Here is a 13,744-nt window from a genome sequence, read left to right as displayed (position 1 = left end):
ACTCCCGCGATTCGGTGGTCTGGGGGGCGAGGAACGTGCTCCGACGCGGGCAGCGACCGTGTCCGCATCGGAGCACGTCGCCCAGCAGGCGTCGACCCGGCCGTTCGGCGCCGTCCCGCGCGCCGACGAACACCGACTCTCCTGGCGGGCGTCAGTCCTCGACGGGCGGCGACGAAGCCCAGGCGTATCGACGGGCGGGAATCCGACCCGCCAGTCGCGCCTGCCGGCCGGCCCGAACGGCGTCACGCATCGCCGACGCCATACGGCGCGGTTCCTGTGCCCGCGTGACGGCGCTGGCGAGCAACACGGCGTCGCACCCCAGTTCCATCGCCAGGGCCGCCTCGCTCGCCGTGCCGATGCCGGCGTCGAGAACGACCGGAACCTGGGCCTGCTCCACGATCAGTTCGATGTTGTGGGGATTGCGGATGCCCAGACCGGAGCCGATCGGGGACCCCAACGGCATGACCGCCGCGCAGCCCAGTTGCTCGAGCCTGCGGGCGATGATCGGGTCGTCGTTGGTGTAGGCCATGACCACGAACCCGTCGTCGACGAGACGTTCGGCGGCGTCCAAAAGCTCCACCGGGTCCGGCAGCAGGGTGTGTTCGTCCGCGATGACCTCGAGCTTGACCCAGTTCGTCTCCAGGGCCTCACGGGCCAGCCGCGCGGTCCGGATCGCGTCGACCGCGGTGAAACACCCCGCGGTGTTGGGCAGGACCTGGATGTCCAGCTCACGCAGGACGTCCAGCACCGAACCTGTCGTCGCCGGATCCACCCGGCGCATGGCCACCGTGGTCAGCTCGGTCTCCGAGGCACGCAGGGCCTCACCCAGAACGCTGAGGTTCGGAGCCCCACCGGTCCCCATGATGAGGCGCGAGGAGAACTCGACGTCCCCGACGCGCAGCGTGTCCACGGATGTGTCCGCGGCCGTGTCCGGCTGCTCCGGAGCTGCGGTTGTGGGCATTGGTGCGTCAACCTCCCTGCACCGCGGTCAAGACGTCGACGCGGTCGTGTTCGTTCAACTCGGTGTTCTCCCACTGCGCGCGGGGGACCACCGTGTCGTTCAGCGCGACGGCGATCCCCGACGACGCCTCGGTCAGCGAACGCACGACCTGCGCCACCGTGGTGGTCGCGGGCCACTCGTGCTCCGCTCCGTTGATCTGTACACGCATACGTGCTTCCTCCGTTGTCGTGGCCGCTCCGTGGGCGCGACCTACCCGATGTGACGGGTGGCGGCGAACTCCGCGGCGTAGTCGGGGACGTGGCCGTGCTCCAGGGCGTGGGAGAGGACGTCGCCGGTCACCGGACAGAGGAGCACCCCGTGTCTGTGGTGGCCGGTCGCGAGGAACAGCCCGGGAACGCGGGTGGGGCCCAGAAGTGGCGCGTTGTCCGCCGTGGCGGGGCGCATGCCCACGTTGACCTCCACGACGTCGAGCTCACTCAACCCGGGCAGGAGATCGTGTCCGTCCCGGAGTACCTGCCACAGTCCGCCCGCCGTGGCCTCGCCGTCGAACCCCCGCTCCTCTTGGGTGGCTCCCAGTACGACCTCGCCGTCCTTCCGGGGGACCGCGTAGACGGGCGTGCCGCGGACGAGTCCACGCACCGTGCGCGTCACCAGTGGCTCTCCGCCCTTCGGGAGACGCAGCCGCAGGAGCTGGCCCTTGACCGGGCGGACCCGCGGCACGTCCGCCGGCACTCCGTCGAGCAAGGACGTCCACGCCCCGGCGGCCACCACGGTGGCGGCGGCGCGGAGTTCCCGTCCGTCGTCCAGGTCGGCGCCGTGGCACCGCCCGTCGGACACGGCCAATCGTGCGGCGTGGCCGGTGACGAACTCGACCCCACGTCGCTCCGCCGCCACGCGCAGGGCCTTGGCGAGCCGCCGGGGGTCCACCGAGTCGTCCTCCGGGGCGAAGATCCCACCCCGGATGCTGGTCGCCAGCATCGGCTCCAGTCGTCGACACTCACGGCTGGTGAGACGTTCGGTCTTGACACCGAGCCGTTCGTGTAGCTCCAACAGGCGCGTCAGCACCGCGAGGTCGTCGGTGTCGAACGCGACCTGGAGTGTGCCTCCGGGGTGGTGTGCGACGTTCTCCCCGCTCTCTTGTTCCAGTTCGTGGACGAAGTCCAGGAACCGGTCCCGGGACAGCATGGCCAGGCGCATCAGAGCGTCCTCGCCGAAGGTCGCCTCCGAGGCGGGCGTGAGCATTCCGGCCGCCACCGGGGACGCTGCTCTCGGTGCGTGATCGTCGACGACCACGACCGTGGCGCCCGACCGGGCGCGGAACCAGGCGGTGACCAGTCCGGGCAGTCCGGCGCCGACCACCAGGGTGTCGACGGGTTCCGGTTCGGGGTGCGACGACTCCGCCGCGTTCGGGGTCGTGCCTCGTGTCATCGCGTTCACCACTTCCTTCGCCGGGATGATCCGGATCAGGTTCATGCGGTCGGAGACCGTGGAGTCTCCCTCTCAGCCGAGTTCCGCCCGGCTCCCGCGGGTCCGTTCCGCCCTCCATCGTAGGTGGTCGGTCGAACGGCGGGACTATGCGGAGTGCCACCCACGGGAGGCGGGCTTTGGCGCTTCCGGCAGGTGTAGGGAGGCCCGGAATGTGGAAGAGTGGGGACGTGACACAGATCGATCATGACACCGAGACGCTCATCGGTGAGTGGCTCACCCTGAACGACGCCGCCAAGGCCCTGTCGACCAGCCCCAACCGCGTGAAGCAGCTCGTGCGGGACAACAAGCTGACGGGGATTCGTCAGGGGGGCACCATCACGATCCCCGCCGCCTTCATCGTCGACGGCGAGGTGCTCAAAGGTCTCGCGGGTACGCTCACCGTCCTCGCCGACGCCGGGTTCACCGAGAGCGAGGCGTTGCGGTGGCTCTTCACCGCCGACGACACTCTCCCCGGCACGCCGATCGAGGCCCTGACGAAGGACCGCGGGACCGAGATCCGGCGCCGCGCCCAGGCCCTGGCCATCTAGCCCCGGGGGACCGGCGCGTGGTGTGACCGCGCGGCGGCGGCTGGCCCACCGCGTCCTATCCTGGGGGCGTGACCACTACTCCTCCACGCGAACGCCTGCGCCGTGCCTCGTTGTACCTCTGCACCGACGCGCGCAGGGACCAAGGTGACCTGCCCGAGTTCCTCGACACCGTGCTAGCGGCCGGGGTCGACATCGTCCAGCTCCGGGACAGGTCCCTGGACGTCGTGGAGGAGCTGGCCGCGCTGGAGGTGTTCGCGCGCGCCTGCGCGGCCCACAGCGCGCTGCTGGCGGTGAACGACCGTGCGGACGTCGCGCACGCGGTCCGGCCGGACATCCTCCATCTGGGGCAGCGTGACCTCCCGGTGCCGAGCGCCCGCGACATCGTCGGCCCGGACATGATCATCGGGCGCTCCACCAACGCCCCCGACCTGACCTCCGCGGCGGCCGAGCAGGACGCCGTGGACTACTTCTGTGCCGGCCCCGTCTGGTCCACCCCCACCAAACCGGGCCGACGCGCGGCCGGCCTCGACCTCGTCTCCCACGCCGCCACGCTGAACACCACCCGCCCGTGGTTCGCCATCGGCGGCATCGACCTCGACAACCTCGACCAGGTCCTCGACGCGGGCGCCCGCCGCGTCGTCGTGGTCCGCGCGATCACCGAGGCGCCGGACCCCGGAGCCGCCGCCGCGGAGTTCGCCCGCCGCCTGTCCGATCGCACGCGGGACGACGCGGCAGGTTAGTCGGCGCACCAGCTACGCGTACGAGCGATGGCCCCGGCGATGCGTGGGGGCATCGACTTAACGGGGGTCCACTGGTGACCCCCGCTCGGCGCGTTCTCGGGGCAACGGTGTCAGGGCACCAGCAGCACCTTGCCGACGACTCGCCGGTCGGCCAGGTCCCGGTGGGCTTCCGCTGCCCGCTCCAGGGGCAGAGTCGACCCGATGTGCGGGTGGATCCGCCCATTTCGGGCCTCCTCCAGGGCAAGTCGGGCCAGGTCGCCCATTCCCAGCTCCTCCTGGGCCTGGATGTCGTACAGCCCCAGGGCGGTGATGCCGCGCCGAGCGGCCTCCTGCGCGTCGACCTCGGCGAAGTCACCCCCGGCGGTTCCGTAACTGACGAAGCGACCTCCGTCGACCACCAGTGGGAAGGCGGCCGAGCCCAGTTCCGCGCCCGCTCCGTCGATCACCACGTCGACCCCGGCGCCACCGTTGAGGGAACGGACCCGGTCTACCCAGTCCGCTGCGGTGTAGTCCACGGTCTCCTCCGCGCCCAGGGACCGGGCCAGTTCCCGCTTGTTCGGGCTGGACGCCGCGCCGATCACCCGCGCCCCCGCGAGGCGGGCGAGCTGCACGACAAGATTGGCCGCACCACCGGCGGCGGCCAGGACCAGCACACTGTCGTTGCGGCGGAACCGCGCCGCCCGCCGCAGGCTCATCGCCGTGGCGCCGTCGACCAACAGCGCCAAGGCGTACTGGGGGTTCAGCTCGGGGGGCACCGTGAGCAGTCCTGCCTCGGGGACCACGACCCGCTCGGCGTACCCGCCGTTGTCCGTTCGGGTGAGCACGAGGGTGCCCTTCCAGGACGGGTCGACTCCCGCGCCGATCTCGGCGACCCGCCCCACGACACTCCCCCCGGGCACGTATGGTGGCTCGACAGGGAAGAAGTCCTGGGCGGAGCCGGACCGTATCAGGGTGTCCAGGTAGATCACGTTGGCGGCCTCTACCGCCACGACCACTTCGCCGGGTCCCGGGTCGGGTTCCGGAAGCTCTGTGGCGACCAGGACCTCCGGGCCGCCGAACCGGATCGCTTGTACCGCGCGCATAGTGTCCTCCGCTTCGATTCCGATACGGAGATTCTGATACTTGAACCAAACTTGAAGTCAAGTGCTTGGCGCGGTCGCCTTGAGAGCGGTGAGACCCCCCGCACGGAGCACGAGGTGCATGCGGGGAGAGGCTTGTCTTCGATCAGATTTCCACGTGTGCCAGGGCGGTGGGGTGGTGGCGAAGGAAACCCTCGATGGATTGGGGTGGGCGGCCGGTGAGGTCGGAGACGGCGGGGCTCACCGTGTCGAGTTCTCCGGCGGCGATCGCGGCGTAGGAGCTGGCCCAGCCGAGGATTCGCCAGTCCTCATCGCTCAGGGTCCGTCGGGAGGCGAGGGCCTCCTCCCAGGTCTCCGGGACGTAGGCGATGGTCTTGCCGGTGAGCCTCGACAGCCGGGACACGGTGTCACCCAGGGTGAGGGCCTCCGGGCCCGTGAGGTCGTAGGTGTGGCCGTCGTGGGCTCCGCTCTGCGCGTCGGTGAGGACGGCGGTCGCGGCCGCGGCGACGTCCTCGCGGGCCACCCAGGCGGTACGACCGCCTGCGGCGGGGCCGCGGACCACACCGGAGTCGTCGACGAACCCGGGGACCCCGTCGAGGTAGAGGCTGGGCCGCAGGAACGTCCACCGCACGCCGGTCGCCTTGATGTACTGCTCGGTGTGGAAGTGGTCCCGCGCGAAGGTGAAGGTGGCGTCGGCGGCCGCGTTGAGGAACGACAGGTAGACGATGCGTTGGACGCCCGCCTCCACCGCGGCGTCCACGGCGGTCAGGTGCTGGGCGACGCGGTCGGGGGCCTCGGTCGCGGACACGAGCATCAGCGTGTGGACGTCCCGCGCGGCTCGGGTGAACGTGGCGGAGTCCAGATAGGAGGCCATGGCCGCCTCGGTTCCGGGGAGCTCGGGTGCCCGGTTCAGGTCACGGATGATGAGGCGCTGGCGTAGCCCCTGCCGCGCCAGGCTCGCCGCGACACGCTGCCCGACGGCGCCGGTCGCTCCCGTGACCCCGATGACTCCTGAATCAAGTTCGAACTCACCCATGTGGCCCATTCTCGGGTACTTACCCGAATTCGGGGAGCCGGCTCGCGGGTCGGGAGAAACCCGGACGTTTAGGAAGTGCGTGTGGTGGCGGTGTCGATCAGGTGGTCGAGGGCGTCCCGGGCCTCGTCGCGAAGGGACTGTGCCAGCGGCCCTCGTAGCGCCGTCCGCGCCGACGCCGCGTACTCCCCGATTCGTTCCTCGCACGCGGCGAGGGCCCCGCAGCCAGCGATGAGGTCGCGCATCCAGGCGACGTCCTCCGCTGACAGCGTGGGGTCCCCGAGCAGGTCCTGGAACCGCGCGCTGTCGGGGGCGGCGGCCCGGGCGATCGTCTCGGCGACCAGGACCGTGCGCTTGCCCTCCCGCAGGTCGTCTCCGGCGGGCTTCCCCGTGCGCTCGGGGTCACCGAAGACCCCCAGGACGTCGTCGCGGAGCTGGAACGCGACACCGATGGTGGCGCCGTAGGTGGCGTACACCCGCTCCAGGTCGGACTGCCCACCCGCGAGGACGGCCCCCAGGAGCAGGGGGCGCTCGACGGTGTACTTCGCGGCCTTGTAGCGCATGACGCGCAGCGCGCCCTCCACGGTGTTCGTCTCGCGCGCCTGCTCCACCATGTCCAGGTACTGCCCGGCCATGACCTCGGTGCGCATCGCGTCGAACTGGGGGCGCGCGGACCGCAGCGCCGCCTCCCCGAGGCCGCTGTCGGCGAACATCGACTCGCACCACGCCAGACACAGGTCGCCGAGCAGGATCGCGGCCCCACGCCCGAACGCGGCGCTGTCCCCGCTCCACGCCGAGTCCCGGTGCAACGAGCCGAGGCGGTGGTGGGTCGCCGGCATCCCGCGGCGGGTGTCGCTGTTGTCGATCACGTCGTCGTGGATGAGGGCGCACGCCTGCAACAGCTCCAGCGCGCCCGCGGCCTCCAGGATGGCCGGTGTGTGCTCTCCACCCACGCCGCGCCAGCCCCAATAGCAGAACACGGGGCGGATCCGCTTGCCACCCGACAGCAGCGCGTTGAGCGCGTCGAGCACCGGTGTGAGTTCGGAGCCGATCTCCTCAAGCTCCGTCCTGCGTCGCGCGACGAACGCGGTGAGAGCTTCGTCGACACCGGGGCGTACCGGCGCTACTGGGTCACGTGAGTCAGGATGGGTCGCGGTCACCGCTCCAGGTTATCGGGGGGTTTGGGCTGTTAAGCGGCGGGTCGCCAGGACAGGGGGTCGCGGGCCACCTCCGGGGCGGTGTGTCGCCGTGGCCTATGGTTGACAGCATGCTTGGCTCAATCGAACCAACACAACGTCACACACGGAACACACGGATCGAACCAGGCGGCACCCTGACCGCGGAGGAGCTGGTGGAGAGGCCACGCAACATCCGCGATCTGTTGAAGGAGGGTCAGCCGACCTTCTCCTTCGAGTTCTTTCCTCCCAAGACGGAGGAGGGCGAGCGCAAGCTCTGGCGGGTCATCCGGGAGATCGAGGCGCTGCGCCCCTCGTTCATCTCCGTGACCTACGGAGCGGGCGGCGGGACACGCGACCGCACGGTCGCGATCACCGAGGGGGTGGCCGCCGACACATCACTGCTTCCGGTGGCCCACCTGACGGCGGTGAACCACTCCGTGAGCGAACTGCGCCACCTGATCGGCCGGTTCGCCTCGGTGGGAGTGCGCAACATCCTCGCCCTTCGTGGGGACCCTCCGGGCGATCCGCTCGGTGAGTGGGTGAAACACCCCGAGGGCCTGGAGTACGCGGAGGAACTCGTTCATCTGCTGCGTAGCGTCGGAGACTTCTGTGTGGGGGTGGCCGCCTTCCCACACAAGCATCCCAGGTCCGCCGACGCCGAGGTCGACGCCGACTACCTGGTGCGCAAGTGCCGGGCGGGTGCCGACTACGCGATCACCCAGATGTTCTTCGACGCTGAGGACTACCTACGGCTCCGTGACCGAACGGCCGCTCGTGGCTGCGAGACGCCGATCATCCCCGAGGTCATGCCCGTCACGAAGTTCTCGACGATCGCCATGTCCGAGAAGCTGTCCGGGGCTCCGTTCCCACCCAAGCTGGCCGAGGAGTTCGAGCGGGTGGCCGACGACCCGGACGCGGTGCGTGAGCTCGGCATCGACCACGCGACCGCGATGTGCGAGCGCCTGCTGCGCGAGGGCGCACCGGGCATCCACTTCATCACCTTCAACACCTCCCCGGCGACGCGGGAGATCTACCGTCGGCTGCGGGGCTAAAGCCTAGGGCCCCGGCGTCAGGAGAGGGACGCCGAAAGGAGTGCCGTGTCACCCCCGTCGGTGACACGGCACCACTGTTCGAGGGACGTCGCGCCTGGCCGCCCCCGCGCCTTAGGACGTGGAGCGCAGCGGCAGCCGCGACACCATGACGGCGAACGGCTGGTCGGGCGCCCCAGGGAAGAAGAAGCGGGGCAGCAGGTCGACGAAGCCGAATGAGTGGTACAGCCGGCGCGCCGGCGTGGGGCCCGGACGTGTCGACAACGCCGCGGTGGCCTCCGTGCGGCTGGTCGTGAGGCGGCTCAGCATCGACCGGCCCAGCCCCCGCCCCTGCCACTCCGGTCGTACGTGGACCTCGGCGATCTCGAAGACGGAACCGAACCAGGGACGCAGCGCCGCCGGATCACGCTGGGCGACCTCGGCGGTGACGATGTCGTGCCACCACTGTCCGGGACGGCCGGGAAAACCGTAGGCGAAGGCCACGGCGTCGGAGGCGTCCGGCGAACCGGGCTCGTGGGCGACGACGGCGTGGAAGCCCGCCAGGGTCGCGTGATGGCGCATGACCGCCTCCCGCGCGGGGAGCTGGTCGGGAGGAGGGGCCATCGCGGCCTCGTACACGGTGAGTAACCGCGGCGCGGCCCAGGTGAAGGCGGTCGCCCCGATCGGGGTCACCGAGACGTCCTCGGTGGTCAATCGAGGACCGATCGCTGCGGCGCGACGCGCGGCGTCCACCGCCGCGGCCGCGGGTAGGCGTCCATGGAGTGAGTCTATAGAGCGGGAACCACTGCCACTTGACGTACACGTGTTCGATGACGTCAACTGGAACCGTCGGGCAGGACGCTCGATGGATGTGACACAAGCCGCGGGTACGTGGGTCGTGTGGCGTTGGTTGCGGGACCCACAGGGGGTCGGGCGGAGGGGAAGCCGCTCGCCCCCCGGCCCGGGCCCGCACGGAGAGGTCTGGTTCGACCCATGGCCCCCTCAACGACCCGCGCGTCGACCGCGCCGCCCCCCGAGTCCACCGTCCGATCCTGCGCGTCGAGCGGTCTGGTTCCCGCCGCGCGGCGTTGGTTGGCCGCGTCCGCGCGCCACCTGTCCGAGGCGCGCGAGGGGCACGATCCTCGCGTGCGCTACATCGACGCCCACATGGCGGCGTTGCGGGCCGCGGCGGCCATGGTGGAGCAGCGTAGGGCCGAGCGGGGGAGCGGTCGGGCCAGGCCGCGCAGTGTCTGGGAGCAGCTCCCGCGGCTCGCGCCGGAACTCACGCCGTGGGTGGGGGTGTTCCTGGCGAGCGCGGAGCGCAGGGCGGCGATCGAGGTCAATCTCGCCGCCGAGGTCGAGGCGGGGGAGGTCACCGCGTTGTTGCGGGCCGCGGAGTCGTTCGTGGCCGCCGTCCATCGCCATGTGGGGGATCAGGTCCTGTGACCGGTCGCGTCGCGGGCCGCGGGGACACGGCGGGCCCGGGCTGGGGGGTGGCCCGGGATCGTGCCTCGCCGTTCCCGGGCCGGGGGGTGATCCGGGGGAAAACACGCGTCCCCCGGCCGCGGTGTCACCACCCGCGGTACGGTCCGATCCTCAGCCGAAGCGATCGACGAGGCGGTTGTGGGAGGTCAGAAGGAGTCCACGGCCCGCCGGGCCTCGGGGTCGAGGACACCCCAGGTGATGAGCTCCTCGGTGAGGTCGGCGGGGGAGCGGTCGTAGATGACGGCCAGGGAGCGCAGGTCCTCCTGGCGGATCGAGAGCACGCGTCCGTTGTAGTCGCCGCGCTGGCTCTGGATGGTGGCGATGTACCGTGCCAGCGGTCCGGCCTTCTCCTGGGGGAGCTGCTGCATCCGCTCGAGGTCGATGACCAGCTTCGGGGTCGGCCCCATGGGGGTCGGTGCCGCGCCACCCGGAAGGAGCTCCGAGAGCGGGACGCCGTAGAAGTCGGCCAACTCGGCGAGCTTCTGCACGGTGACGGCGCGGTCGCCGCGTTCGTAGGACCCGACGACGACGGCCTTCCAGCGACCGTGCGACTTCTCCTCCACTCCGTGCAGGGAGAGGCCCTGCTGAGTACGAATAGCGCGCAGGCGCGCTCCCAACGATTTCGCGTATTCCGATGGCATTTCTCGTCGCTCCTGGCCGGGGATTATCGATGGTTGCGGGGCATGTGCGGACGGGATGGGCTCTGTCCTCCCCGGTCGGTCCCCGCCGGCTCATGCATTGTGGTTACGGACAGTGACCGTAAAACGGTGCGTCCGCCAGGTCAAGCGGTTCGGTTAAAACGCGATCAATCAGTAGCCAAACTGTGCGTAAGTGAAATCCGGGCCGAAGGCCGTCAAAACGGGCGTTGATACACCGGTGTATGGATGATGTAAAGCCTTGCATGGCAAGGCTTTCGCGGCCAACTCGCGGCCGGCTCTGGTCGCGAATGCCACGCCTCGAACGCTGTCAACGACACAGTGCAAGGATACCGCAATGTGAGCAGGGTCACAGCCGATCGTGTGATCTTGGCTGCCCTGCGTCCGCGACCGCTGGGTCCTGCCGAAACCGCTGGTAACGTGAACGCGCTGACATCCTTTAACGAGCCGTCCCGAGAGGCGGAGAAGGAGGTCCCATCCGTGTGCGCTGATACGCCCACGCGACGTCACCCAGCCAGTGACGGATCGTCACCACGATCCGCCGGCGACGCCGCCCCGGCCCGTGCCGTGCTCGAAGGACCCGAGATTACCCGCGCGCTCACCAGAGTCGCCCACGAAATCCTCGAACGCACCAAGGGGGGCCACGACGTGACCCTTCTCGGCATTCCCACGCGCGGAGTCCCGCTCGCGGAACGCCTGGCCGCGAGAATCGAGGCGGTGGAGGGACGAACCGTTCCCTGGGGATCACTCGACATCACGATGTACCGCGACGACCTCCGGCTCGCCCCCGTCCGTGCGGTGGGCCCCACCAGGATCCCGCCGGAGGGTGTCGACGGCCGTCTCGTCGTCCTGGTCGACGACGTCCTCTTCTCCGGCCGCACCGTCCGCGCCGCCCTCGACGCGCTGCACGACCTTGGCCGGCCGCGCGCCGTGCAGTTGGCGGCCCTTGTCGACCGTGGACACCGCGAACTCCCGATCCGCGCGGACTACGTCGGCAAGAACCTGCCGACGTCGCTACGCGAGACGGTCACGGTCCAGCTCGCCGAGCTCGACGGACACGACGCCGTCCTCATCGGCCCGGCCCCGCGCCGCGGCGCCGACACCACCGACGCCCCCGGAACGAGCCCGGACACACCGGGTGTCGCTTCGGGCGACCTGGCGCGTGGCGCGAAGGACTCCGGCGCGCGGGAGGTGGAGGAGTGACCACGCCCCACCTGTTGTCCACCGGAGACCTCTCCCGGGAGGAGGCCCTGGGCATCCTCGACACCGCCTCGGAGATGGCCCGTGTCGGTGACCGGTCGGTGAAGAAGCTGCCGACCCTGCGCGGCCTCACCGTCGTCAACCTCTTCTTCGAGGACTCCACCCGAACCCGCACGTCCTTCGAGCTGGCCGCCAAACGGCTGTCCGCCGACGTCATCAACTTCTCGGCGAAGGGCTCCAGCGTGTCCAAGGGCGAGAGCCTCAAGGACACCGCGCTCACCCTGCAGGCGATGGGCGCCGACGGGATCGTGATCCGCCACGCGGCGTCCGGCGCCGCGCGCCGGCTGGCGACCTGGGCCCAAGGGTGCGTCGTCAACGCGGGGGACGGCACACACGAACACCCCACCCAGGCGCTGCTGGACGCGTATACCATCCGCGAGCGCCTCGGCCGGCTGGAGGGAGTCCGGGTCGCGATCGTCGGCGACATCCTGCACAGCAGGGTCGCGCGCTCCAACGTCTTCCTCCTCGCGACGTTGGGGGTCGAGGTCACCGTCGTGGCGCCGCCCACTCTGCTCCCCGGGACCGTGGCGAGCTGGCCCTGCGCCGTCTCCTACGACCTCGACGAGGTCCTGCCGAAGTCCGACGTGGTGATGATGCTGCGCGTCCAGTCCGAGCGGATGGACGACGCCTTCTTCCCCACCGCGCGGGAGTACAGCCGCCGCTACGGCCTCGACGACGAGCGCCTCACCCGGCTGGCCGACCACGCCATCGTCATGCACCCGGGTCCCATGATTCGCGGGATGGAGATCTCCGCGCGCATCGCCGACAGCGCACGATCCACCATCACCGACCAGGTCACCAACGGTGTCAGCGTGCGCATGGCCGTGCTGTACCTCCTTTTGGGGGGCTCTGCGGGCGAAGGGGGCACGCCGTGAGCGCCACGCGACGACCAGGGGCCACACCAGAGCACACACGCCAGAACCGACCAGGACCGGGACGCCGGGATACCGCGTCCTCCGAAGGAGACGGAAACACCGTGGGGACAGAGGACCGAGCCGCCGCGACGCCCACACCCGTGCTGGTGCGCGGTGTGCGCCTTCCCAACGGGGTCCAGACCGACCTGTTGCTGCGCGACGGCGCCATCGCCGCGGAGGGGGCCGGCGCGGTCGACGACGCGGTGGGCGCCGACGTCATCGACGCCAGTGGCCTCGTCGCCCTGCCCGGCCTCGTCGACCTGCACACCCACCTGCGCGAACCCGGACGTGAGGACGCCGAGACGGTCCTCACCGGTTCGCGGGGCGCCGCCCTGGGGGGCTTCACCGCGGTGCACGCGATGGCCAACACCGAACCCGTCGCCGACACGGCTGGAGTCGTCGAGCAGGTCTGGCGCCTGGGACGCTCGGCCGGTTACTGCGACGTGCGTCCGGTCGGCGCCGTCACGCGGGGCCTCGGGGGAGAACAGCTCGCGGAACTGGGCGCGATGGCGGACTCCGCCGCCCAGGTCCGTGTGTTCTCCGACGACGGCAAGTGCGTGGACGACCCGCTCCTCATGCGTCGGGCCCTGGAGTACGTCAAGGCACTGGGTGGCGTCATCGCCCAGCACGCCCAGGAGCCCCGCCTCACGGTCGGCGCGCAACTGAACGAGGGCGTCGTCTCCGATCGGCTCGGCCTGACCGGCTGGCCCGCCGTCGCCGAGGAGGCGATCATCGCCCGCGACTGTCTCCTCGCCGAACACGTCGGCGCGCGCCTGCACATCTGCCACGTCTCCACCAAGGGGTCGGTACGCATCCTGCGCGACGCCAAGAGCCGCGGCTGCCAGGTCACGGCCGAGGTCACGCCGCACCACCTGTTGCTGACCGACGACCTCGCCGAGAACTACGACCCCATCTACAAGGTGAACCCGCCCCTGCGCACCGCCGAGGACGTGGCGGCGCTGCGGGAGGGCCTCGCCGACGGCACCATCGACTGTGTCGCCACCGACCACGCGCCGCACCCGGTGGAGGCCAAGGAGACCGAGTGGTGCCAGGCCGCGATGGGGATGCTCGGATTGGAGACCGCGCTGTCCGTGGTCCAGCACACCATGGTCGACACCGGTCTGATGAGCTGGGAGGCCGTCGCCGAGCGGATGTCGCACGCGCCCGCCCGCATCGGTCGCGTGGCCGACCACGGCCGGCCCCTGCGCCCAGGTGAGCCCGCGAACCTCACGCTCCACGACCCCGCGGCCTCCCGCACCGTCACCAGCGTTGGCGCGCCGTTCGCCTCCAAGAGCACCAACACACCTTTCGCGGGGATGACCCTCCCGGGGCGTGGCGTCGCCACGTTCCTGCGCGGCGTCCCGACCGTTCTCGATGGGAATCTGACTTGAGTAC

At 70.6% G+C, this 13,744-nt stretch carries 15 protein-coding genes and 1 riboswitch; of the genes, 7 read left to right on the top strand and 8 right to left on the bottom strand.

The genetic code is table 11. The features are described from left to right. Positions 1 to 151: 151 nt before the first annotated feature. The 3 genes from J4H86_RS05420 to thiO form a co-directional block, all read right to left on the bottom strand. Positions 152 to 961: a thiazole synthase gene (locus J4H86_RS05420; RefSeq protein ID WP_269134532.1), complete on the bottom strand. Its 810-nt coding sequence runs from the start codon at positions 959 to 961 to the stop codon at positions 152 to 154. Positions 962 to 968: 7 nt separating this feature from the next. Beyond that, the gene (gene thiS, locus J4H86_RS05415; protein WP_236542405.1) at positions 969 to 1,169 is read right to left on the bottom strand and encodes a sulfur carrier protein ThiS; all 201 of its coding nucleotides are present in this window, start codon (positions 1,167 to 1,169) and stop codon (positions 969 to 971) included. A 41-nt stretch (positions 1,170 to 1,210) separates the two neighbouring features. Next, complete coding sequence (thiO, locus tag J4H86_RS05410) at positions 1,211 to 2,389, bottom strand: glycine oxidase ThiO (RefSeq protein ID WP_236542404.1); 1,179 nt, start codon at positions 2,387 to 2,389, stop codon at positions 1,211 to 1,213. Then, positions 2,384 to 2,497: riboswitch (TPP riboswitch) on the bottom strand. (Overlaps the previous gene by 6 nt.) 119 nt (positions 2,498 to 2,616) lie before the next feature. Here thiO and J4H86_RS05405 point away from each other — a divergent pair. Next, positions 2,617 to 2,976, top strand: coding sequence for an Rv2175c family DNA-binding protein (locus tag J4H86_RS05405; RefSeq protein ID WP_236542403.1), 360 nt, complete (start codon positions 2,617 to 2,619; stop codon positions 2,974 to 2,976). Between the two features lie 68 nt (positions 2,977 to 3,044). Beyond that, positions 3,045 to 3,716, top strand: a complete 672-nt coding sequence (gene thiE / locus J4H86_RS05400) for a thiamine phosphate synthase (RefSeq protein WP_236542402.1) — start codon at positions 3,045 to 3,047, stop codon at positions 3,714 to 3,716. Positions 3,717 to 3,826: 110 nt separating this feature from the next. Here the strand turns inward: thiE and J4H86_RS05395 are convergent, their stop codons facing one another. From J4H86_RS05395 to J4H86_RS05385, 3 genes are all read right to left on the bottom strand, one after another. Next, entirely contained in the window at positions 3,827 to 4,798 is a 972-nt protein-coding gene (locus J4H86_RS05395) for a zinc-binding dehydrogenase (RefSeq protein WP_236542401.1), read from the bottom strand. A 142-nt stretch (positions 4,799 to 4,940) separates the two neighbouring features. Beyond that, positions 4,941 to 5,831, bottom strand: a complete 891-nt coding sequence (locus J4H86_RS05390) for an SDR family oxidoreductase (RefSeq protein ID WP_236542400.1) — start codon at positions 5,829 to 5,831, stop codon at positions 4,941 to 4,943. Between the two features lie 68 nt (positions 5,832 to 5,899). After that, entirely contained in the window at positions 5,900 to 6,988 is a 1,089-nt protein-coding gene (locus J4H86_RS05385) for a polyprenyl synthetase family protein (protein WP_236542399.1), read from the bottom strand. Positions 6,989 to 7,095: 107 nt separating this feature from the next. Here J4H86_RS05385 and metF point away from each other — a divergent pair, with 107 nt between their 5' ends. Next, entirely contained in the window at positions 7,096 to 8,058 is a 963-nt protein-coding gene (metF, locus tag J4H86_RS05380) for a methylenetetrahydrofolate reductase [NAD(P)H] (RefSeq protein WP_236542398.1), read from the top strand. 111 nt (positions 8,059 to 8,169) lie between these two features. On the opposite strand, the gene J4H86_RS05375 is transcribed toward metF, so the two are convergent. Then, the gene (locus J4H86_RS05375) at positions 8,170 to 8,748 is read right to left on the bottom strand and encodes a GNAT family N-acetyltransferase (protein ID WP_236542397.1); all 579 of its coding nucleotides are present in this window, start codon (positions 8,746 to 8,748) and stop codon (positions 8,170 to 8,172) included. Between the two features lie 279 nt (positions 8,749 to 9,027). On the opposite strand from J4H86_RS05375, the gene J4H86_RS05370 reads away from it, so the two are divergent. After that, positions 9,028 to 9,480 carry an SAV_6107 family HEPN domain-containing protein gene (locus J4H86_RS05370; protein ID WP_236542396.1) on the top strand — a complete coding sequence of 151 codons (453 nt, stop codon included), beginning with the start codon at positions 9,028 to 9,030 and terminating at the stop codon, positions 9,478 to 9,480. A 185-nt stretch (positions 9,481 to 9,665) separates the two neighbouring features. On the opposite strand, the gene bldD is transcribed toward J4H86_RS05370, so the two are convergent. Beyond that, a complete protein-coding gene (gene bldD / locus J4H86_RS05365) occupies positions 9,666 to 10,160 on the bottom strand; it encodes a transcriptional regulator BldD (RefSeq protein ID WP_236542395.1) in 495 nt (164 codons plus the stop codon). A 582-nt stretch (positions 10,161 to 10,742) separates the two neighbouring features. On the opposite strand from bldD, the gene pyrR reads away from it, so the two are divergent. The 3 genes from pyrR (at position 10,743) to J4H86_RS05350 (ending at position 13,740) form a co-directional block, all read left to right on the top strand. Beyond that, positions 10,743 to 11,378 (top strand): bifunctional pyr operon transcriptional regulator/uracil phosphoribosyltransferase PyrR, encoded by a 636-nt coding sequence (gene pyrR / locus J4H86_RS05360; protein ID WP_236543915.1) that lies wholly within the window; start codon positions 10,743 to 10,745, stop codon positions 11,376 to 11,378. Next, complete coding sequence (locus tag J4H86_RS05355; RefSeq protein WP_236542394.1) at positions 11,375 to 12,310, top strand: aspartate carbamoyltransferase catalytic subunit; 936 nt, start codon at positions 11,375 to 11,377, stop codon at positions 12,308 to 12,310. The genes pyrR and J4H86_RS05355 overlap by 4 nt, the downstream gene beginning before the upstream one ends. A 101-nt stretch (positions 12,311 to 12,411) precedes the next feature. Then, positions 12,412 to 13,740 (top strand): dihydroorotase, encoded by a 1,329-nt coding sequence (locus tag J4H86_RS05350; protein ID WP_394356452.1) that lies wholly within the window; start codon positions 12,412 to 12,414, stop codon positions 13,738 to 13,740. The last annotated feature ends 4 nt before the right edge of the window (positions 13,741 to 13,744 follow it).

This window comes from Spiractinospora alimapuensis (assembly GCF_018437505.1).
Classification (GTDB): domain Bacteria; phylum Actinomycetota; class Actinomycetes; order Streptosporangiales; family Streptosporangiaceae; genus Spiractinospora; species Spiractinospora alimapuensis.
Note: the sequence above shows the minus strand (reverse complement) of the source record. Positions and strands in the feature narration are given on the sequence as shown.

Bases quoted from the DNA above. Each gene is read 5' to 3' on its own strand.
- thiS (WP_236542405.1), bottom strand. From the start codon at position 1,169: ATGCGTGTACAGATCAACGGAGCGGAGCACGAGTGGCCCGCGACCACC.
- thiO (WP_236542404.1), bottom strand. From the start codon at position 2,389: ATGACACGAGGCACGACCCCGAACGCGGCGGAGTCGTCGCACCCCGAA.
- J4H86_RS05370 (WP_236542396.1), top strand. From the start codon at position 9,028: ATGGCCCCCTCAACGACCCGCGCGTCGACCGCGCCGCCCCCCGAGTCC.
- J4H86_RS05395 (WP_236542401.1), bottom strand. From the start codon at position 4,798: ATGCGCGCGGTACAAGCGATCCGGTTCGGCGGCCCGGAGGTCCTGGTC.
- metF (WP_236542398.1), top strand. From the start codon at position 7,096: ATGCTTGGCTCAATCGAACCAACACAACGTCACACACGGAACACACGG.
- J4H86_RS05390 (WP_236542400.1), bottom strand. From the start codon at position 5,831: ATGGGTGAGTTCGAACTTGATTCAGGAGTCATCGGGGTCACGGGAGCG.
- J4H86_RS05420 (WP_269134532.1), bottom strand. From the start codon at position 961: ATGCCCACAACCGCAGCTCCGGAGCAGCCGGACACGGCCGCGGACACA.
- bldD (WP_236542395.1), bottom strand. From the start codon at position 10,160: ATGCCATCGGAATACGCGAAATCGTTGGGAGCGCGCCTGCGCGCTATT.